The sequence below is a fragment of the Kribbella kalugense genome (assembly GCF_004365875.1).
Lineage (GTDB): Bacteria > Actinomycetota > Actinomycetes > Propionibacteriales > Kribbellaceae > Kribbella > Kribbella kalugense.
The window spans coordinates 395,999-414,937 of the sequence record NZ_SODF01000002.1 but is presented as its reverse complement, the minus strand read 5'-3'; the positions used below and the strand labels follow the sequence as shown (position 1 = coordinate 414,937).

Annotated in this window: 23 protein-coding genes; 13 read left to right on the top strand and 10 right to left on the bottom strand. The window is 67.7% G+C overall.

Going from position 1 to position 18,939, the window contains the following annotated elements:
* The first annotated feature begins 23 nt into the window (after positions 1-23).
* Both EV650_RS19590 and EV650_RS19585 read left to right on the top strand, forming a co-directional pair.
* Positions 24-380, top strand: a complete 357-nt coding sequence (locus EV650_RS19590; protein WP_134120491.1) for a winged helix-turn-helix transcriptional regulator — start codon at positions 24-26, stop codon at positions 378-380.
* A gap of 4 nt (positions 381-384) precedes the next feature.
* Positions 385-1,287 carry a TIGR03560 family F420-dependent LLM class oxidoreductase gene (locus EV650_RS19585; RefSeq protein WP_134120490.1) on the top strand — a complete coding sequence of 301 codons (903 nt, stop codon included), beginning with the start codon at positions 385-387 and terminating at the stop codon, positions 1,285-1,287.
* Here the strand turns inward: EV650_RS19585 and EV650_RS19580 are convergent.
* The 4 genes from EV650_RS19580 to EV650_RS19565 all read right to left on the bottom strand — a co-directional run bounded on the left by EV650_RS19580 (position 1,273) and on the right by EV650_RS19565 (position 4,657).
* Positions 1,273-2,031 (bottom strand): endonuclease/exonuclease/phosphatase family protein, encoded by a 759-nt coding sequence (locus EV650_RS19580; RefSeq protein ID WP_134120489.1) that lies wholly within the window; start codon positions 2,029-2,031, stop codon positions 1,273-1,275. The genes EV650_RS19585 and EV650_RS19580 overlap by 15 nt on opposite strands.
* Complete coding sequence (trpS, locus tag EV650_RS19575) at positions 2,028-2,996, bottom strand: tryptophan--tRNA ligase (protein ID WP_134120488.1); 969 nt, start codon at positions 2,994-2,996, stop codon at positions 2,028-2,030. The genes EV650_RS19580 and trpS overlap by 4 nt, the downstream gene beginning before the upstream one ends.
* A 155-nt stretch (positions 2,997-3,151) precedes the next feature.
* The gene (locus tag EV650_RS19570; protein WP_238174329.1) at positions 3,152-3,910 is read right to left on the bottom strand and encodes an SGNH/GDSL hydrolase family protein; all 759 of its coding nucleotides are present in this window, start codon (positions 3,908-3,910) and stop codon (positions 3,152-3,154) included.
* A 144-nt stretch (positions 3,911-4,054) separates the two neighbouring features.
* Entirely contained in the window at positions 4,055-4,657 is a 603-nt protein-coding gene (locus EV650_RS19565; protein ID WP_202874767.1) for a TetR/AcrR family transcriptional regulator, read from the bottom strand.
* An 85-nt stretch (positions 4,658-4,742) separates the two neighbouring features.
* Here EV650_RS19565 and EV650_RS19560 point away from each other — a divergent pair, with 85 nt between their 5' ends.
* The 3 genes from EV650_RS19560 to EV650_RS19550 all read left to right on the top strand — a co-directional run bounded on the left by EV650_RS19560 (position 4,743) and on the right by EV650_RS19550 (position 6,603).
* Positions 4,743-5,054 carry a hypothetical protein gene (locus tag EV650_RS19560; protein ID WP_134120486.1) on the top strand — a complete coding sequence of 104 codons (312 nt, stop codon included), beginning with the start codon at positions 4,743-4,745 and terminating at the stop codon, positions 5,052-5,054.
* 17 nt (positions 5,055-5,071) lie between these two features.
* Positions 5,072-6,247: an acetoin utilization protein AcuC gene (locus EV650_RS19555; protein ID WP_134120485.1), complete on the top strand. Its 1,176-nt coding sequence runs from the start codon at positions 5,072-5,074 to the stop codon at positions 6,245-6,247.
* A gap of 140 nt (positions 6,248-6,387) precedes the next feature.
* The gene (locus EV650_RS19550) at positions 6,388-6,603 is read left to right on the top strand and encodes a helix-turn-helix domain-containing protein (RefSeq protein WP_012923942.1); all 216 of its coding nucleotides are present in this window, start codon (positions 6,388-6,390) and stop codon (positions 6,601-6,603) included.
* Between the two features lie 81 nt (positions 6,604-6,684).
* Here EV650_RS19550 and EV650_RS19545 read toward each other — a convergent pair whose 3' ends face one another.
* Positions 6,685-7,173 carry a MarR family winged helix-turn-helix transcriptional regulator gene (locus EV650_RS19545; protein WP_134120484.1) on the bottom strand — a complete coding sequence of 163 codons (489 nt, stop codon included), beginning with the start codon at positions 7,171-7,173 and terminating at the stop codon, positions 6,685-6,687.
* 117 nt (positions 7,174-7,290) lie between these two features.
* Here EV650_RS19545 and EV650_RS19540 point away from each other — a divergent pair, with 117 nt between their 5' ends.
* Positions 7,291-8,526, top strand: coding sequence for an amidohydrolase family protein (locus EV650_RS19540; RefSeq protein ID WP_238174328.1), 1,236 nt, complete (start codon positions 7,291-7,293; stop codon positions 8,524-8,526).
* Positions 8,527-8,562: 36 nt separating this feature from the next.
* Here the strand turns inward: EV650_RS19540 and EV650_RS19535 are convergent, their stop codons facing one another.
* Entirely contained in the window at positions 8,563-9,423 is an 861-nt protein-coding gene (locus EV650_RS19535) for an alpha/beta fold hydrolase (protein WP_134120482.1), read from the bottom strand.
* A gap of 34 nt (positions 9,424-9,457) precedes the next feature.
* Here EV650_RS19535 and EV650_RS19530 point away from each other — a divergent pair, with 34 nt between their 5' ends.
* Entirely contained in the window at positions 9,458-11,443 is a 1,986-nt protein-coding gene (locus tag EV650_RS19530; RefSeq protein WP_134120481.1) for an AfsR/SARP family transcriptional regulator, read from the top strand.
* Here EV650_RS19530 and EV650_RS19525 read toward each other — a convergent pair.
* The gene (locus EV650_RS19525; protein WP_134120480.1) at positions 11,440-11,655 is read right to left on the bottom strand and encodes a hypothetical protein; all 216 of its coding nucleotides are present in this window, start codon (positions 11,653-11,655) and stop codon (positions 11,440-11,442) included. The genes EV650_RS19530 and EV650_RS19525 overlap by 4 nt on opposite strands.
* Positions 11,656-11,759: 104 nt before the next feature.
* Here EV650_RS19525 and EV650_RS40395 point away from each other — a divergent pair, with 104 nt between their 5' ends.
* Entirely contained in the window at positions 11,760-11,933 is a 174-nt protein-coding gene (locus EV650_RS40395; RefSeq protein ID WP_166678220.1) for a hypothetical protein, read from the top strand.
* Here the strand turns inward: EV650_RS40395 and EV650_RS19520 are convergent.
* On the bottom strand, positions 11,930-12,589 hold the full coding sequence (locus EV650_RS19520) for a class I SAM-dependent methyltransferase (protein ID WP_134120479.1): 660 nt from the start codon (positions 12,587-12,589) through the stop codon (positions 11,930-11,932). The two genes, EV650_RS40395 and EV650_RS19520, sit on opposite strands and share 4 nt — an antisense overlap.
* Before the next feature lie 110 nt (positions 12,590-12,699).
* Between EV650_RS19520 and EV650_RS19515 the strand changes: the two genes are divergently transcribed.
* Genes EV650_RS19515 through EV650_RS19505 form a run of 3 tightly spaced genes read left to right on the top strand, consistent with a single transcriptional unit; the run spans position 12,700 to position 14,936 of the window.
* Positions 12,700-12,801: a 30S ribosomal protein bS22 gene (locus tag EV650_RS19515; RefSeq protein WP_008356322.1), complete on the top strand. Its 102-nt coding sequence runs from the start codon at positions 12,700-12,702 to the stop codon at positions 12,799-12,801.
* 52 nt (positions 12,802-12,853) lie between these two features.
* Positions 12,854-13,846, top strand: coding sequence for an NAD-dependent epimerase/dehydratase family protein (locus tag EV650_RS19510; RefSeq protein ID WP_134122567.1), 993 nt, complete (start codon positions 12,854-12,856; stop codon positions 13,844-13,846).
* Positions 13,839-14,936: a lysophospholipid acyltransferase family protein gene (locus EV650_RS19505; protein WP_134120478.1), complete on the top strand. Its 1,098-nt coding sequence runs from the start codon at positions 13,839-13,841 to the stop codon at positions 14,934-14,936. Before EV650_RS19510 ends, EV650_RS19505 begins: the two co-directional genes overlap by 8 nt.
* Positions 14,937-14,993: 57 nt before the next feature.
* Here the strand turns inward: EV650_RS19505 and EV650_RS19500 are convergent, their stop codons facing one another.
* Positions 14,994-16,106, bottom strand: a complete 1,113-nt coding sequence (locus tag EV650_RS19500) for a DUF5667 domain-containing protein (RefSeq protein ID WP_238174326.1) — start codon at positions 16,104-16,106, stop codon at positions 14,994-14,996.
* Positions 16,107-16,314: 208 nt separating this feature from the next.
* Positions 16,315-16,857, bottom strand: a complete 543-nt coding sequence (locus EV650_RS19495) for a sigma-70 family RNA polymerase sigma factor (protein WP_130384882.1) — start codon at positions 16,855-16,857, stop codon at positions 16,315-16,317.
* A 390-nt stretch (positions 16,858-17,247) separates the two neighbouring features.
* Between EV650_RS19495 and EV650_RS19490 the strand changes: the two genes are divergently transcribed.
* Both EV650_RS19490 and EV650_RS19485 read left to right on the top strand, forming a co-directional pair.
* A complete protein-coding gene (locus EV650_RS19490) occupies positions 17,248-18,696 on the top strand; it encodes a class I adenylate-forming enzyme family protein (RefSeq protein WP_134120476.1) in 1,449 nt (482 codons plus the stop codon).
* Complete coding sequence (locus tag EV650_RS19485) at positions 18,693-18,929, top strand: glutaredoxin family protein (protein ID WP_134120475.1); 237 nt, start codon at positions 18,693-18,695, stop codon at positions 18,927-18,929. The genes EV650_RS19490 and EV650_RS19485 overlap by 4 nt, the downstream gene beginning before the upstream one ends.
* Positions 18,930-18,939: the final 10 nt, after the last annotated feature.

Below are 18,939 nucleotides of genomic sequence, written 5' to 3'. Positions count from 1 at the left end.
AACCTCTGGGTACCCTGAGCGCTGTGTACGGAGTCGAACCCGGCGACATCTTCCTGGCCGATTGCCCCGCCCGCCTCGCGGTCGAGGTGATCGCGGACAAGTGGGCGGTCGTCGTCCTCTGGGGACTCAACGATCACGCCCGCCGGCACTCGGAGCTGGTCGACCTGATCGGCGGCATCTCGAAGAAGGTACTCACCCAGACCCTGCGCCGGTTGCAGGCGAACGGCCTGGTCACGCGCACTGATCACGGCGGCGTGCCGCCACGCGTCGAGTACGAGCTGACCGCCCTCGGCCGCACGCTGATGGGCCCGATCCGCCTGCTCACAGAGTGGGCAGAAGAGAACGGAGAGGCTGTCCTCGCCGCGCAAGAGAGAGGATGACCGCATGGACTTCTCTTTGTGGCCTGCGGCCTCCCGGACCTGGCAGGACGTGCTCGAAGGAGCGGAGTACGCCGAGCGGACCGGATGGCACGGGGTTTGGATAGCTGACCATTTCATGCAGAACGGGGACGACCTGAGTGTCCCGGTCAACGAGTGTCTGGCGCTGATCGCCGGCATCGTCGCCCGGACCGAGCGGGTGCGGGTCGGGTCGATGGTGCTCGGCAACACCTACCGGCACCCGGCCGTGGTCGCGAACGCGGCCGCGACGATCGACCAGATGGCGAACGGCCGGTTCGTGCTCGGGATCGGCGCCGGCTGGCAGGTCAACGAGCACGAGGTGTACGGGATCGAGCTGCCGCCGATCGGTCCGCGCCTCAAGCGGTTCGAGGAGGCCTGCCAGGTGATCAAGGGCCTGCTCACCCAGGACCGCACGACCTTCGACGGCACCTACTACCAACTCACCGACGCACCGTGCGAACCCAAGCCGGCCAACCTTCCGATCCTGATCGGCGCCGCCGGCGAGAAGGTTGCCCTCGGCATCGTCGCGAAGTATGCCGACGAGTGGAACCACTGGGGTCGCCCGGACCTGGCCGCGCAGAAGGGTGAGGTCTTCGCCAAGCACTGCGAGCGAATCGGCCGCGACCCGAAGACGGTACGGCGTTCCGCGCAGACGTTCCTGGAGATCGTCGTACCGGGTGACACCGAGGCGATCGAGCGCAAGCAGCGGCTCGAGGACCGTGGTGCGCACGTGATCATGGGCTCGGCGCAGGAGGTGCTCGACGTGGTCGCGCAGTACCCGGCGGCCGGGATCGACGAACTGCTGGTGCCGGATTCCTTCCTCGGTGACGGCAACCGGCGCTTCGACGCGCTGGAGCGGCTCCGCGAGGAAGTACTAGCGAAGTTCTAAGGTCGCAACCACGGGCCAGTGGTCGCTGGGCACCCGCCCGTCCGGACAGTAGTGCGAAACGGCCGCATCGGTCACAGTCCAGGCCGAACTCACCAGAATGTGATCGATGCGGTCGTCGTCGACGGCGCCGGTGAAGTTGTGCCAGCTGCCGCCCGCCTCGGCCGGTACGGCGAGCGACAAGCCGGAGTTGACCAGGGACTTGACCGGCGGGGAGTCGGGGGTGGCGTTGAGGTCGCCCATCACGATCCAGGGCAGCGATCCGTTGATCCAGCGGGCGATCAGCCGCGACGACTGCAGTTGCGCGACCTCGCCGGCATGGTCGTAGTGCGTGTTCACGACGCCGACCGTCGTACCGGTGCGGTTGCGGAGCCAGACCAGCGTGGCGATCCGGGTCAGGTCCGCGTCCCAGCCGACCGATCCCGGCGTACCCGGGTCGTCGGACAGCCAGCGGGTCTCGTGCCGTTCGATCCGCCAGTCGCCGGGCCGGACCAGGACGGGGGAGTGCTCACCCGCACTCATCCCGTCGTCCCGGCCGGCGCCGACGATCTCGGACTTCGGGAACCGCCAGCGCAGGTACTCGAGCTGGTCGGGCAGCACCTCCTGCAACCCGACCACGTCCGCGTCCAGCTGTTCGATCGCCGCCACTGCCGCTTTCCGCCGTACCGGCCAGGCGTTGTCGCCGTCCGGTGCGGAGGAGTTGCGGAGGTTGAACGTGGCCACGCGAACAACTGGGCGGATCTTCATGGAGCCGATCCTGCCAAACCCATCGCCCGGCTCGCAGCCTGCAGTCGGGGAGTGCTCGCTTCGAGGGCCCGATCGCGGCCCTGCACGAGCAGGTGGTCGATCGCGCCGGGATCGGTCGTCAGCCGTGCGTACTCCTTCTGCAGCGGCTCGATCACGGCCAGGACCGCGTCGGCGACGTCCTGCTTCAGAGCGCCGTACGACGCATACGACTTGGCCAGCTCGACCGGGTCGCCGTCGGTGCAGGCGGCCAGGATCTCCAGCAGGTTGGTCACTCCGGGCTTGTTCGCCTCGTCGTGCCGGACCTCGTTGTCGGAGTCGGTCACCGCGCGCATTACCTGCCGGCGGATCACGTCCGGCGGGTCCAGCAGCCGGATCGTGCCGACCGCGTCGTCTGCATCGGATTTGCTCATCTTCGCGGTCGGGTTGGCCAGGTCCTTCACCCGCGTCGCCAGTGCGGCCTTGTTCAGCTGCGGTACGACGAACGTCTCGCCGTACTCGCGGTTGAACCGGATCGCGATGTCGCGCGCAAGCTCGACGTGTTGATCCTGGTCGCCGCCGACCGGGACCCGCTCCGCGCCGTACAGCAGGATGTCCGCGGCCATCAGGCACGGGTACGTGAAGAGCGAGGCCCGCGTCATCGGCCGGCCGTTGCCCTTCTCCTTGTACTGGATCATCCGCGACAGCTCCCCGACGTACGACGTGCACTCCAGCAGATAGGCGAGTTGTGCATGCGTGGGTACGTCGGACTGGACGAAGACCGTGCCTTCGGGGACGCCGGCCGCGAGCATCAGCGTCGCGAACTCGCGGGTCAGCGTGGCGAGTCTTCGAGGGTCGTGTCTGGTCGTCATCGCGTGCAGGTTCGCGACGAAGTAGAACCCGTCGGGGTCGGTGAACCGGCGCAGTGCGCCGAGGTGGTTGCCCAGCGTCAGACGGCCGGACGGGGTGATGCCGGACAGCGAGGTCATGATGCTTCCCTTTCGGTGATTGGTGGCCCACCTCACCGGGGCATCAAAAAAGGCCGCCTCGGCGAGACGGCCTTTGGATGCGTGCGAACACGCTGGGATGGACCGTCCTAGACGGCCCACCACAGCTGCAAGTTTGTGTTCACGGCATCAGCGTATCACTGGGTGAGCGACTGAACGATGAGCTCGTTACGGGCATCCTGACCGAGCGGCACCGACGGGTGTACGCCGTCGCGCAGGTAGTTGGCCAGTCGGTACGGCTTGACCCAGAGCCACTCGGCCCAGCGGATGATCCGCAGGTTCGAGTACTTCTCCTGGGCGTCGTACATCTGCATGTTGAGCCACGCGCTGTTGCGCTGGTCGGCGAGCTGCACCGGCGCGGTCAGACCCTTGCGGACGACCTGGATGTTGACCCAGAACAGCGTCCGGTTCCGGCCGACGATGCTGACCGCCCGGGCGACCTGGTCGGCGAACTTCGGTGGGTCGAAGATGTCGTTGGACCCGCTCGCCATCAGGATCCGCCGCGGCAGGCCGTACGCCGACGCCCACTGCTGCAGCACATCGACCGCGCCGGAGGTCGGCCGGCTGGACCAGTTGTTCACGGCCATCTGGCTGCCGTCGCGACCCAGCAGCCGGGTCGCGAGCGACTTGCCGTCCTGGACGGAGATGCTGTCGCCGAACATGTACACGCCGTCGGTGTCCAGGACGCGACGGATCTGCGTCGTGGTCGAGATGGCGTGGGTGCCGGTGGCCCAGGAGCCGAGCACGCCCGATCCGTACGGACCGGTCGACGTGGCAGTAGTGGACATCGTCATGTCTGTCGTGGCTGATGCGGTCTGGGTGGCTGCCACCGTGGCGACGGCTGCAGCCGCACCCACCGTGAAGATTTGCCGCCGGTTGGGTTTCGTTTGCCTCACGGCAAGAACTGTGCGGCCTGGGCGCGGGAACCCGCAAGTCCGGATCTCACTGTCCGCAGTCGGATCACCCCGGAATCGACCCGAAATCTGCGCTGAATCTGGACCAACCTGGGAATCCTGTAACGCTTTGCAGTCCAGCACCGATTAATCGGGCGTTGGACCACTAACGGGCCGGCGCGACCGGGGAGGGGTGTCGCGCCGCCCGTTTGTTGTTACCAGCTCCTCGATGAGCGGGCCGGCTACGGCCATCAGTTCCTCTGGCGACGCGTCCAATCCGTCCAGCCGGACCAGATGCCGGCCGATCACCAGCCCGAGCGTCAGCGCGCCGATCACCCCGGATCGCAGCAGCGCGTCGTCCCCCGGCAACTGCGCGGCGATCTGTCGCTGCTGGCCGGTCATCGCCGCACGCACCTCGTCGGCAGCCTCGGGATAGCTGAACATCGCTCGCAGCGCAGCCAGTGCCGCACCCGGCTCGTCCGCCAGCTTCTCGGTCAACGCGACGGTGAGCAGCTCGGCGATCTGTTCCGGCGAGCCCTCGATCGGGCCGTCTGCCGGCGTCGCGGCTGCCTGCGCGAACAGCTTCTCCTTGGACCCGAAGTACCGCATCACCAACCCGGCATCGCTGCCGGCCTCGAAAGCGATCGCGCGGATCGTGGTCCGGTCGTACCCGTGCTCGCCGAACAACCGCCGCGCCGCCGTCAGGATCCGGGTCTCGGTCCGCTGCCGCTGTTCCACTCTCGTCGCCACATCCCTCAGTCTACGTCTGTTGACCGAGGGGCCTCGTCCGGTCTACCGTTCAGTCAACATACGTAGACCGAATTGAGGACCTTCGATGATCCAGGCGATTGTGCTGACCTTCCTGGCCGGCCTGATGGGTACCAACGGCATCCCGCATTTCGTCCAGGGCATCACCGCCCGCGAGTACCCGAACGTGACCGGCAACTCGGCCACCAACAACGCGATCGCCGGCCTGGCTGCCTTCGCGATTGCCGGCGCGCTGATCGCGGCCGCCCATGCCGGCGACCACCTTGCCTCGGCCCTGATCGCCGGTGCTGTCGGCGCCGTCCTGATGACCGTCTTCCACGCCCGGCGGGGCGCCTACTGGATGAGCCGCCGCTTCGGCAAACCACTTCCGCAAGCCTGACCGTTATCGTCGGGGGCATGAGTGGTGAGGCGATGCTGGTCTTCGACGACGGGTTGACGGCGTACGACTTCGGTCGAGGGCACCCGATGAGTCCGATTCGGGTGGAACTCACGATCAAGCTCGCGCGGGCGCTCGGTGTGCTCGACGAGCTCAAGGTCGTGCCCGCGCCGACAGCCGACGATGCGCTGCTCGAGACCGTGCACACCCCCGAGTACGTCGCTGCGGTGAAGCGCGCGGGGGACCACCCTGACGAGGCCGATCCCATCCACGGTTTGGGCACCTCCGACACGTACTGCTTCCCGCAGATGCACGAAGCCTCGGCGCACATCGTCGGCGCCTCGGTCGAGGCCGCCCGCGCGGTCTGGGAGGGCGACGTCCTGCATGCCGCGAACATTTCCGGCGGCCTGCATCACGCAATGCCCAACCAGGCCAGCGGTTTCTGCGTCTACAACGACCCCGCGATCGCCATCCAGTGGCTGCTCGACCACGGCGCCGAGCGGGTCGCGTACGTCGACGTGGACGTGCACCACGGGGACGGCGTACAGGCTGTCTTCTACAACGATCCGCGGGTGCTCACGGTCAGCCTGCACGAGTCGCCGACCACCCTCTTCCCTGGTACCGGCAGCCCCGGCGAGACCGGCGGACCGGACGCCGAGGGTACGGCGGTCAACGTCGCACTGCCCCCGGGGACGGGCGACGCGGGCTGGTTGCGAGCGTTCCACGCGATCGTCCCGGATGTGGTGAAGGCGTTCCGGCCGAGCGTTCTGGTGACGCAGCACGGGTGCGACTCGCATGTCGAGGATCCCTTGGCCCACTTGACGAAGACGATCGACGGTCAGCGCGCGGCGTACCTCGCCTTGCACGATCTGGCGCACGAGGTGGCCGGCGGGAAGTGGGTCGCCACCGGCGGCGGTGGGTACGCGATCATCGACGTCGTACCGCGGGCCTGGACTCATCTGCTCGCGATCGTCGCGGGCAACCCGATCGATCCGCTGACGCCGGTGCCGGACTCGTGGCGCGAGGAGGTCCAGATCCGGTTCGGGCGGGTCGCGCCGGTGCGGATGACGGATGGCCGGGACGCGACCTATGTCGACTGGTCGACCGGTTACAACCCGGACACCTGGTTGGACCGGGCGATCAAGGCCACCCGCGACGCCAGCTTCCCTTTGTTAGGCCTTGATCCCACGTATTGAGTCAGCAACGGGTCCCGGTTGAGTCACAGAAGTCCCCCTCTTTCCCATTCGCACCAACAGCCACTACGCTCGTTGCATGCACGGACGGAGGTGCCGGAGGGGAAGCCGGCGCACGATCCGTGCTGGAAGTGCGGTGCGCAATGGCATCAAAGAAGTCCGGTGGTGAGCAGCCGCTCGCCGAGGTGAAGTTCCTGACCGTGGCGGAGGTCGCCACGGCCATGCGCGTGTCCAAGATGACGGTGTACCGGCTGGTGCACTCCGGTGAGCTGCCCGCGGTGCGGGTGGGTCGTTCGTTCCGGGTGTCGGAGGACGCCGTGCACGACTACCTCAAAGGCGCCTTCTTCCAGGCCGGATAACAACGAGAAGCCGAAGGGACCGATCCGCCGAGGATCGGTCCCTTCGTCACGTCTTGGTCTTGGTCTTGGTCTTGAAGAGCCTTACGCCTTGGTCTTGAACAGCGGTCGTAGCGCCTTGGCTGCCTGCTCGACGGTGCCTTCCGGTAGGCCGGCCCAGAGCTCGTGATGTGCGGCCGAGCTCGCCTTCACCGCCTGCTCGGCAAGCCTGATCCCCTCCGGCGTCAACTGGATCTGCGTCCCGCGGCCGTCGACCGGGTCCGGCTCGCGTACGACGAGTCCGCGGCGTACCAACTGGTTAGTGACGTTGCTGGTGCCGCCGGACGACAGCAGCAGATTCCGGCTCAGCTCCGAAGGCTTCTGCCGGTACGGCGACCCGCCGCGCCGCAACGAGACGATCACGTCGAACTCCGCCGTCGTCAGCCCCAGCTCGCGCAGCACCTGCCGAGTCGACTCATTCAGCTGCCCAGCCAGCACCATGATCCGCTTCGCCAGCTCGCTGCTCGGATACAGCACCTCGGGCAACTCCTGCCACCAGGAATCGATCAACCGGTCTACCGGATCGTCATTCACGGTTGACACCCCATCACACCCCGCCTCCGCTCGCACTCCGTCCTTCTCTTGCCTGTGGACAGACTAGGATGCTTTGGTGATAGCTTTCTCTAAAGCTTTCTAGTGAGGGAGATGTGTGTGAGGCGTTTGCTCAAGGGTGGGACAGTCATCGATACCTTTCCGGAGGTGGTCGTGCGGCCGGAGACCGACGTACTGATCGAGGACGGGCGGATCGCGGCCGTAGGACCTGGGCTGGACGTGGATGCCGAGGTGATCGACGCGACCGGGCGGATCGTGCTGCCGGGGTTCGTCGACACGCATCGGCATCTGTGGCAGACCGCGTTGCGCGGGATCACGGTCGACGCGGACCTCGGCGTGTACTTCGAGCGAGTGCTGGGCGGGTACGGCGCCAGGTTCCGCGCCGAAGATGTCGCAGCAGGCAACCTCGTCGGCGCGCTGGAGTGCCTCGACGCCGGGATCACCACAGTGCAGGACTATTCACACGTTCAGCGGTCGCCCGAACACGCCGACGCGGCCCTGGATTCCCTGGAACGCAGCGGGATCCGGGCCGTCTTCGGCTACGGTCCTTCACCGCTGAGCGGCGGTGTTGTCGATGCAGGGGAGATGCGGCGGATCATGGGCCGCCGGTCCGAGCGCCTCGGTCTCGCGGTGGCGGCGATCGGGCCGTCGTTCGCTCCGTTCGAGACGGTACGCGCGGACTGGGAGTTGGCCGACTCGCTCGGGGTGCCGGTCGTGGTGCACATCAGCAGCAGTTCGCAGACGCCGGATCCGATCACGCAACTACGGGACGCCGGCCTGACTCGGCCGAACACCCTGTACGTGCACGGAAACAACCTTCCAGACTCCGAACTGAAGGTGATCGCCGACACCGGCGCGGCCGTCTCGGTCACCCCAACGGTCGAAGCGCGGATGGAGATGGGCCAGCCACTCGCCGGCCGACTCCGTGCGGCCGGGGTCGACTTCAGCCTCGGGATCGATGTCGTGACCACCTCCGGCGGTGACATGTTCCGTGCGATGCACGAGCTGCTTTCCCTTGGCTACAAGACGTTCTCGGCCGCGTACGTGTTGCAGCTCGCGACGGTTTGCGGTGCTCGCGCTCTCGGGCTGACCGACGTCGGTTCGCTCGCAGTAGGCAACAAGGCCGACGTCCTGCTGATCCGCAGTACGGACATCAACCTGGTCGGCGGTCTGCACGATCCGGTCGCGACGGTGGTCACCGCCGCCCATCCAGGCAACGTGGACACCGTCCTGGTCGGAGGTACGCCGGTCAAGCGCGACGGACAGCTGATCAGTACGTCCCTGACCGCTGCCGTCGACGCCCTGACCGAGTCAACGGCGTACCTCACGGCCTGAGTCGTCGGCGTACCTCACGGCGTGAGTCGACGTACCTCAGCGCTTGAGGAGTGCCCGGATTGCGGTGGTGATCTCGTCGGGTGCTTCCTCGGCCATGAAGTGGCCGGCGTTTGTGGTCTGGTGGTGGAGGTCGGTCGACCAGGCCTTCCAGCGGGCGGCGGCGTCGAAGCCGAGTGCGGCGCCCCAGTCCTGCTGGACCACCGTCATCGGCATCCGCAGTTTGTTGCCCTGAGCAAGATCGTCCGAATCGTGCGTGACGTCGATCGTCGCCGAGGCCCGGTAGTCAGCGACGATCGACGGCACCGCACGGCGCGAAGCCTCCAGGTAGACGGAGCGAACCTCGGGCGGGATCGCCGCGGGATCGTTCGCCCAGAGATCCAGGAAGTACCCGAAGAACTCGTCGGACGCCGCGGCGATCATCCGCTCCGGCAACCCGGCCGGCTGCGCCATCAGATACAGATGGAACCCGACCGCGGCGCTGGTGCCGTGCATCACCTCCCACATGTCGAGCGTCGGCAGCACGTCCAGACACATCAGGCGCGTGACCACCTCCGGATGATCCAGCCCAGCCCGAAACGCCACCAGCGCACCCCGGTCATGCCCAACCAACGCAAACCGCGAATGCCCGAGCTCCCGAGCCACCGCGACAACATCCGCCGCCATCGTCCGCTTCGAATAGCCCTCGATCGGCTTCCCGCTGTCGCCGTACCCACGGAGATCCGGACAGATGACGGTGTGCTCGGCAGCCAGGTCACGCGCAACATGGCGCCACATCAGGTGCGTCTGCGGAAACCCATGCAACAACACAACCGGCGTACCTGAACCACCGCGGGCAACGCCCAGCTCGACCTCATCCGCGCCGCGCACACGCAGGTAGTCGAATCCTTCGATCTCCATACCCCCGAGCATCCCGGCTCCGAATGAGCAACCGATGAGCGTTTCGGTGGTGGTTGCAGCAGCTGGACAGGTAGTACACCTGCGATACGCCGTACGCGCGGAGGCTTTCACGCTCAGGTGTACTACTGGCTGCCTGACACCACCTGTCGACCCGTCCGCCAAACCGCCGGCCCGCTACGGTGGCTGGGTGGAGTTCGGGGTGCTCGGGCCGGTGGTGGCTTGGGACGGGGAGCCGGTTGATCTGAAGGGTCCTCGGCATCGGGCCGTTCTGGCCCGGCTCATCGTGGCTCGGGGTCGCGTCGTACCGGCGGCTGTTCTGGTGGATGACCTGTGGGTGGATCCGCCGGCGGGTGCGTTGGGTGCGGTGCGGACCTTCGTGGCCGCGCTGCGACGAGTTATCGAGCCGGATCGGGCCCCGCGGGCACCCGCGAGGTTGCTGGTGACGTCAGGTCCTGGCTATGCGTTGCGGACCGAAGCTGTGGACGCGTTGCGGTTCGAGGCGGCCGTGCAGGCGTCGTTGTCGCCGGGGGAGCTGTTGCCGGAACTCCTGGCGGGGATGGCGTTGTGGCGCGGTCCGGCGTACGCCGAGTTTGCTGATGAGGGATGGGCGCTGGCCGAACGCTCGCGACTGACCGAGCTCCGGTTGCGGGCGGTGGAGCAGATCGCGGAGGCGCGGCTGGCGTTGGGGCTCGCGGCGCAGGCTGTGCCGGACCTCGATGCGCACGTGACCGAGCATCCATGGCGTGAAGACGCGTGGCGGTTGCTGGCGTTGGCGCTGTACCGCAGCGAGCGGCAGGGCGACGCTCTCGCAGTACTGCGTCGTGCCCGGGAGACGCTCGTTGGTCAGCTCGGCGTCGATCCTGGTCCGGCGCTGAGCCGCCTGGAGAGCGACATCCTCAACCACGCCGAACAGCTCTCGCCGGCCGGCAGCGTGTGGGCCGAGACGACCGCGGCGTACGACCGCGTGGTCGGCGGAACGAGAGCCCGGATCGAGTCCACCGTCGGCCTGCTCCGCAACCTCGCGGTCACCGGCGGCGGTGGGCTGGAGGCTGCCCGTCGGCATCGTCTCGCTGCCGTCACCGCCGCCGAGGAGCTCGGCGATCCCGACCTGACCGCGCGAGTCATCGGCGCGTACGACGTACCGGCGATCTGGACGCGGTCCGACGACGAGGCGCAGGCGGCCGCGATCGTGGCTGCCGCCGAACGGGTGCTGCCGACGCAGGACCATCCGAGCATCCGCGCTCGGCTGCTCGCCACGATCGCGCTCGAGTCCCGTGGTTCGCGATCACCGCGTCCTCGGGACGCGGCGCTCGAGGCCGAGCAGTTGGCGCGCGGACTCGACGACCCTGCACTGCTGGCGTTCACGCTGAACGGCGTTTTCATGCAGACCTGCTACCGCGCCGGTCTCGCTCCGCAACGCGACGTCATCGGCGCAGAGCTTGTTACTCTCTCGCAGCGCCACAACCTCTTCACCTACGAGGTTCTCGGCCACCTCGTCCAGCTCCAGTCCGCCTGCGCTCGAGCCGACCACACCGCTGCCGACGAACACGCCGCGGCCGCCGACGCACTGGCTGCCCGCCATGAACTGCCGCTCGTGTCCGTCTTCACCCGCTGGTACGCCGCCCTCCGCGACGACACCCCCGAGTCCTACCGCGCCGCAGCCGCCTTGCTCGATGACTCCGGCATGCCCGGCCTGACTGCCGGTCTTCTCCCGCTGGCGCTCGCCGCACACGCCGTACGCCACAACGAGCCGATCCCCGCGGCCGACTACGGCCCGCACGCCCTGTGGTTGAAGGGTTCGCCGAACCTCGCCGGCCGCGGTCAGACCGACGTCGCGGCCGATCCGCCGCCGGGCCTGCTACTCGAGGCCTACTGGGCCCTGACCGTCCACAGTGCAAGGCAGTCGGGCAACGCCCAACTACTGGAGAAGGCGCAGATCGCACTCGCGCCTGCGGCCAACGAACACGCGGCCGGCAGCGGCCTAATCACCCTCGGCCCGATCTCCGACTACCTGAGTTAGAGATCGTCCGGGGATCCGCTCTCGGACCTCCGATCCCCCTGCTGCCGGAGCTCGTAGTGCGATTGATGCGCGGTGGTCCGGTACGCCTCGTCGTACGCCGCGATCGCGCCGGCGACCCCGGACCCGCGGCCGCGCCGCTTCGCCCACGAGGCGAACCAAGTCAGCCCCGCGAGCACCACCACAAGTCCACCGAGAAACACCAGGTAGGCCATGCCACAACCGTACTGCGCCATTCCCAGCCGGCTGCCAGGTTCCTTCCAGCACCGTCGCAGTCCGCACAACCAGGATGGAGTCACCAACCTGAAGGAGGCTTCCGATGCCGATCCGAATCGTCAAAACAGTTGCCGTAGGCACCATTGCGACCCTCGGCCTGGCCGCCGTCGCCTTCACCCCCGCCGCCTACGCAAGCACCACCAACCGCACAGCCACCCCACACCTCGCTGTCCTGACAAAGCCCGTCACGCAGATAGCAGTCCGCAAAGCCGCCTAGCTCTTGCGGGCGCGGAAGGCCAGGGCGTGGGGGATGTCGGGGCCGGTGGGTTCCTCGAAGTGTTCGGCGGTCAGGCCGGATTTGATGATGGCGTTCAGGTACTCGGCCAGGGGCAGGTGGCGCATGCCGATCCGGCGGCGGATCCCGTCGTCGCTCCACCACGGTGAATCGTGGTGCCAACCGGCCTGGCGATACGTCGGATAGGCGGTCCGGCGGCCGTCCTCCTCGTAAACGACATGCGGTCCGTTGAAGCACGGGTGTACGCCGTAGGCGACCAGGATCCCGCCGGGACGCAGTACTCGCGCCGCCTCGCGCAGGACGGCGCCGAAGTCGTCCACATCCGTTGAGATCCACATCGTGATCGCGGTGTCGAAGGACTCGTCGGCGAAGGGGAGTACTGCGGCGTCCCCGTGCAGCAGAGGTCCGTCGGTGCGGGTCCGAGCGAGGCCGAGCTGGTCCTTGGAGAAGTCCAGCCCGACGATGGTGCGCCCGCTGGCCCGGATGGACTCGAAGTTCCGCCCGGTGCCGCACCCGATGTCGAGACAAGGCCCCGAACCAGGGCCGAGCAGCTCCAGCATCCCAGGCTGATGCGGCTCCGAGCCCTCGACGAATCGCTCCTCGTACCAGTCCGCCAAACCGTCGTACCGAGCCCTCAAAACAGCCTCCCCAGGTCATCCCCAGTCTAGTGGTCGAGGCTGCTTTAGGTGGGGGGAGTGACCTACGGGTAAGCTTTGCCGACGTTCTCTTTGAGTTTGGATGGTCAGACGTGGGTTCCGTAATCAAGAAGCGCCGCAAGCGTATGGCGAAGAAGAAGCACCGCAAGCTGCTGAAGAAGACGCGGGTGCAGCGCCGCAAGCTCGGCAAGTAAGTCGTTCTGCCGCGCCCGGTCCGGCTGGGGGTAGCTCGTGGCACAGGTAGTGATGGTTACCGGCGTCTCGCGGGACGCCGGTGCTCGTTGTGCCCGCAGACTGGCCGACGACCCGGCGATCGGCACCGTGCTCGGCGTCGACGTGGTTCCGCCACGTGCCGAGCTCGGGCGGGTGCGGTTCGTCCGGGCCGACATTCGCAATCCGGTGATCGCCAAGGTGATCGCCGCTGAGGGTGTCGACACGGTCGTCCACACCGGCGTGGTTGCCACCCCTGGCAGCGCCGGCGGCCGGTCGTCGATGAAGGAGATCAACGTCATCGGCACCATGCAGCTGCTCGCCGCCTGCCAGAAGGCGTCCGGCGTGGCCAAGCTGGTGGTGAAGTCGTCGACCACGGTGTACGGCGCGGGTCCGCGGGACCCGGCCATGTTCACCGAGGAGATGGCGCCGCGGGCGATTCATCATCACGGGCTGAGCAAGGACGCGGTCGAGGTCGAGGGGTACGTGCGCGGGTTCGCCCGGCGCCGCCCCGATGTCTGCGTGACCACGCTCCGGATGGCGAACTGGATCGGCCCCAAGACCGATTCCCCGATGACGCGGTACTTCGCGTTGCCCGTCGTACCCACGGTCTTCGGGTACGACGCCCGTCTGCAGTTCCTGCACGAGGACGACGGGGTCGAGGCGATTCTGCGCGCGACCGTGAACGACATCCCCGGGACCTTCAACCTGGCCGGTGACGGCGTGCTCTCGCTGTCCCAGGCGATCCGCCGGCTCGGCCGGCCGACGCTGCGGTTGCCTTCGTTCACCGCGTCCAGCACGGCTGCCGCTGTCCGGCGCGCCCGGCTGGCGGACTTCTCGCCGGACCAGATCACCTTCCTGACGTACGGGCGGGGTGTGGACACGACCCGGATGCGGACCGAGTTCGGCTTCGAGCCGGCGTACACCACGGCCGAGGCGTTCGACGCCTTCCGGGCCTCGCTCGGGACCGGCGCGATGACGCGGGTCTCGGGGCTGCTCACCGCAGGACTGGGAGCGTTGCGTGGCTGACGCGGACGTGATCCCGATCGGCTCCGGCGGGCGACCGGGCCGGGGGAGTGGCCGCCGTACGACGCCCTCCGCCGCGGCTCGCGCGCTCGCGGGACCGGGTGGTCGCGCCAAGAAGACAGTCAAGGACAAGCCGGTCACCTCGCAGCCGACCGAGACGCCGGTCGAGCCGATCGAGGCTGTGCCGGGCATCGACGTACCTGAAGGTGGCGACTTCGACTTTGCCGGGCTCGAGCGAGTGGTGCGGTCGCTGTTCGGGGAGGACGGGGAGCGCCGGGTCGCCGAGTGGCTGGCGTTCCTGCGGCGGCGGTTGAGCGGGGACTACGAGCTCGACGAGTTCGGGTACGACTCCGACCTGACCGACCAGGTCCTGCTGCCGATGCTGCGTCCGATGGTGGAGAAGTGGTTCCGCGTCGAAGTACGCGGGATCGAGAACATCCCGGCCGACGGCAGCGCGCTGATCGTCGCGAACCACTCCGGCACCATGCCGCTCGACGGGCTGGTCACCCAGGTGGTCGTCGCGGATCACACCAACCGGCCGCTGCGCACGCTGGCGGCGGACCTGGTGTTCCAGACGCCGTTCGTCGGTGAGCTCTCCCGGAAGGGTGGGGCGACGCTGGCGAACAACGACGACGCCGAGCGGCTGCTCCGGCAGGGCAACCTGGTCGGTGTCTGGCCGGAGGGTTTCAAGGGGCTCGGGAAGCCGTTCGCCGAGCGGTACAAGCTGCAGCGCTTCGGACGCGGCGGATTCGTGAGTGCCGCGATGCGGACCGGCGTACCGATCATCCCGTGCTCGATCGTCGGGGCCGAGGAGATCTATCCGCTGGTCGGCAACATCGCCTCGCTGGCGCGGCTGGTGGGTGTCCCGTACATCCCGGTCACGCCGTTCTTCCCGCTGCTCGGACCGCTCGGCCTGATCCCGCTGCCGTCCAAGTGGCTGATCGAATTCGGCGAGCCGATCCGCACCGACGACTTCGCCGACGGCGCCGCCGACGACCCGATGCTGGTCTTCAACGTCACCGACCAGGTCCGCGAAACCATCCAGCAGACCCTCTACACCCTGCTCATGCAACGCCGCAGCGTCTTCTTCTAGAGGACACGCAGAAGGCCCCGGCACACGAACCGTGTGCCGGGGCCTTCTGTCGTCAGCTCACTTCCAGGGTGGCAACAGCGTGTTGATCAGGCCTGGAAGGTCGATGAGCGGTGTGGTCGGGAACGGCCACGGCCAGGATGGCGTGGTCGGGGTCAGCGAAGGCAGCACAGTGGGCGTCGCAATCGGCGAGTTTGACGACGACGGCCGTGGTGGTGTCTTCAGGACCGTCGACGGCGGAGCACTGGACTCCTGGACGATCGTGGTGTTCGGAATCTTGGTCGGTGACGTGCTCGGCTGCACCGTGGTCGACACGCCGGGCGTCGGGATGGTCGCCGACGCATTGGTGCTCGTCGATGACTTCGCCGGGTCGCTCGGCTCGGTGCCGCTGCCTGGGCTGGTCCGATTCGGCTGGTTGCTGGTGCCGCCGCCGGTGGTGGCCGGCTTCGGCGCCGCACACTTCGGACAGGCTGCCGAGGTGTGCTGAGCCAGCTGCTCGATCGTCGCCAGCGCTTCCACACCGGACTTGAGTGACTCGGGTGGGAGCTTCGGCGCGAGTTCAACAAGAGCCTGGCGGGCACTGGTGATGAACGTCGTGATCGCGGTGATCGAACTCTGGTCGCCGTCCTGCTGGTACGACGCGACCAGTCGGGACACGCCCTTGCGGGACTGTGCCGAGAAGTCGTCCAGGGTTGCGTTGATCGTGTCCACCGAACCGCCGTTGCCGGCCAGCTGACGGACTTCGGACAGTCGGGTCATGGCATGCTCGAGATCGCGCCGGCCGCGGGAGTCGTCGCCGACCCCCACATTGGTCGCCACGTTCTCGATGCTGCGCTTCATTCCGTACAAGGTGTCGCCGGGCATGGCCTGCTGAGCGGCGGCGGCAGAACCGATGCCACCTCCGAGCAGCACCAGTGCCGCGGTACTGGCCACCAGCCGGATCCTCCGGCCCTGGCGACGGCGGATATCTGTCACGGACGCGCCAACGTCCTCGCTACCCGGCGGGTCGTCCGAATTGTCCGGTGTGCTGCGCACCATCACCGGAGTCGCAGTGGTCGCCGCGCGCGCCGCCGCCTGCTCCAACAGGCGGTGCCGCAACTCGGCACTGAACTCCGGACGCGGTGCAACTGCGCCGGCGGTCCTCAGCCGTCCGACCAGCTCCACAGCTTCCATCAACTCGGGGTCATCGCTCAGTCGCGCGGAGTGACGGGGCCCGTGATCGACGGCGTGCGCGAATGACTCCGCGCGCGCTCGAGCCCTGTGTAGGTCACTCATGAGTTCTCGTTCTCCTCAATGGCCAGCCGGGGTCACCGACAGGTCCTCATCAGGCAAACGAGGAAACTCCCTGACGGGTTACGAAAGACATTCGTTGTCATCCGCCTCATCTCAAGTCCTTGGGGATAACCTTCGCCAAGTGCCGGACGGCCCTCAGTTGCAGTTGCTTGACGGCGCCTTCTGACTTCTCCAGCGCCTTGGCCGTTTCCGCGATCGACAGGCCGGCGAAGAACCGCATCGTCAGGCAGTCGCGCTGCTCGTCGGGCAGACCTGCCACGGCGTCCCGAAGTACCTCCGCGGTGGCCGCGGCCAGTACGTCGATCTCCGGGCCCTCGGTCTGCCGGTCGTGGGTCTCGATCTCATCGGTGACCACCTCGAGCCGGACCCGGCCCGACTTGTAGTGGTCGGTGATCAGGTTCCGGGCGATCGTCACCAGCCAGGCTCCGAAGTCCCGGCCCTGCCAGCGGAACGAGTCCAGCGCCCGGAGGGCCCGGACGAAGGTCTCGCTGGTCAGGTCCTCGGCGAGTGCCGACGAGGACACTCGGGCGTAGATGTAGCGATAGACGGTGAGCGAGTACTCGTCGTACAGCTCACCAAAGGCACCGACGTCCCCGGCCTGGGCGCGATCGACGAGCTCTGCACGTCTCATCCCGTCCGGGCTTGGCTCCGGCGTGGTCAAGTTTTCTCCCCGTTCAACTGACACGTCTTCTGACACATCCGCGAATGGCCACAGTGGCTGAGACAACACTGAGCGTTACTGCTGCATCACGTGCTGTCAACAGCGTTGGGCGTGCCGCCTTCCGTCCGGTCCATGTCTTCGAATGCGCCAGCGGACTGCCTCCAAAAACGGAGCAGCCTGCTGTCGGGGAGGGTCCATCGCGCATGAGGTTCCCCGGCGCGGACGGGTTTCTGCAGTGTGAGGTTCGACAGAAGCCGCGTTCGCGAAGTCACCTGTATATCGGCCGTCACGCTCTGCTGCAACCGTTCCGAGCGAGCCGGTTGGTCCGGAGCTGAATCGGGACCGTGACAGACTCGCCTGGTGAACGTGAATTTCGCGGACATTCTTCGTGACACAGCGCAACGACACGGCGAGCGTCCGGCGCTGGTCGACGGGGACCGGCGGCTGACCTGGAGTGAGCTCGACCGGGCCGTCGACCGGACCGCCCAGGGGTACGCCGCGGCCGGCCTGGTGCCGGGGTACCGGGTGCTGCTCCTGGTCGCCAACAGCATCGAGTTCGTCACGTCCTACCTGGGGATTCTCCGCGCCGGGCTGGTCGCCGTGCCGCTGAACACCGGGCTCACCAAGCCCGAGGTAGCGACCGTCGCGGCGCACTCCGGCGCCCGGCTGGCGGTGGCCGGACCGGGCCTCGCGGACCGGATCGAAGGGGTCCGGACGGTGGCGCCGGGCGAGCTCGAAGGTGACGTTCCGTTACCGCCGCCGATCGACCCCGAGGCCCTCGCGGTGCTGCTGTACACGTCCGGAACCAGTGGAGATCCGCGTGCCGCGATGCTCACCCATCGGGCACTCGCAGCGAATGTTCGCAACCTCACCGAGCTCGGCGAGGACCGGATGGGGCCCGAGGACGTGGTTCTCGGGGTGCTCCCGATGTTCCACGCGTTCGGTCTGAACGCGGTCCTCGGCTGGGCCGTCGCGACCGGTGCGGCGCTGATCGTCGAGCAGCGGTTCGATCCAGAACAGACCCTCGGCCTGGTCGCCAAGTACGGCGTGACCCGGCTGCCGCTGGCTCCGCCGGCGCTGAACGCGCTGCTGTCCCGATCGGATCTGATCGACGCGCTCCGGTCGGTCAAGGTCGTGCTGACCGGCGCCTCCACGCTGGACCCCGCGCTCGCGGACCGCTTCGAGCGGGCCAGCGGCCTGTTCGTGCACCAGGGGTACGGCCTGACCGAGGCGTCCCCTGGCGTGACCACAACTCTGGGCGAGGACGAGCCGAAGCCCGGCTCGGTCGGCCGCCCGCTGCCGAACGTCGAGCTCCGGATCGCCGACGAGCAGGGTGAAGAGGTCGAGGGCGACGACCCCGGCGAGATCCTGATCCGCGGCGGCAACCTCTTCTCCGGCTACTGGCCGGACGGCGTGGACGGTCCGGACGCGGAAGGCTGGTACCGGACCGGTGACGTCGGCTTCCTCGACCCGGACGGCGATCTGTTCCTGGTCGACCGGTTGCGTGAGCTGATCATCGTGTCCGGGTTCAACGTGTTCCCGAGCGAGGTGGAGGACGTGCTGGTCGGTGCTCCCGGCGTACGGGAGGCCGCGGTCATCGGCGTACCGTCCGAGGAGACCGGCGAGGCGGTGAAGGCATTCGTCGTACCGCTCGCGGACACCGCGCTGGATGTCGAGGCGGTGCGTGCGTACGCCGATGGTCGGTTGGCGCGATTCAAGTCGCCGGTGGAGATCGAGGTGGTCGACCACCTGCCGCACTCGGTCACCGGGAAGGTCGCCAAGGGCCGGCTGCGCGAGGCGGGCCGATGAGCCGGGTGACGATGTACGGCAAGCCGGGCTGTCACCTCTGTGACGAGGCCCGCGAGGTGATCCGGGCGGTCTGCGCCGAGGCTGGTGTGGACTGGACCGAAGTCGACATCACTCAGGACGACCAGTTGTTCACTCAGTACGGCGAACAGATCCCGGTCACCTTCGTCGACGGCAAGCAGCACGACTTCTGGCGAGTCGACCCCGCCCGCCTCCGGAAAGCCCTGATGAGGTAGAGCGTGCCCG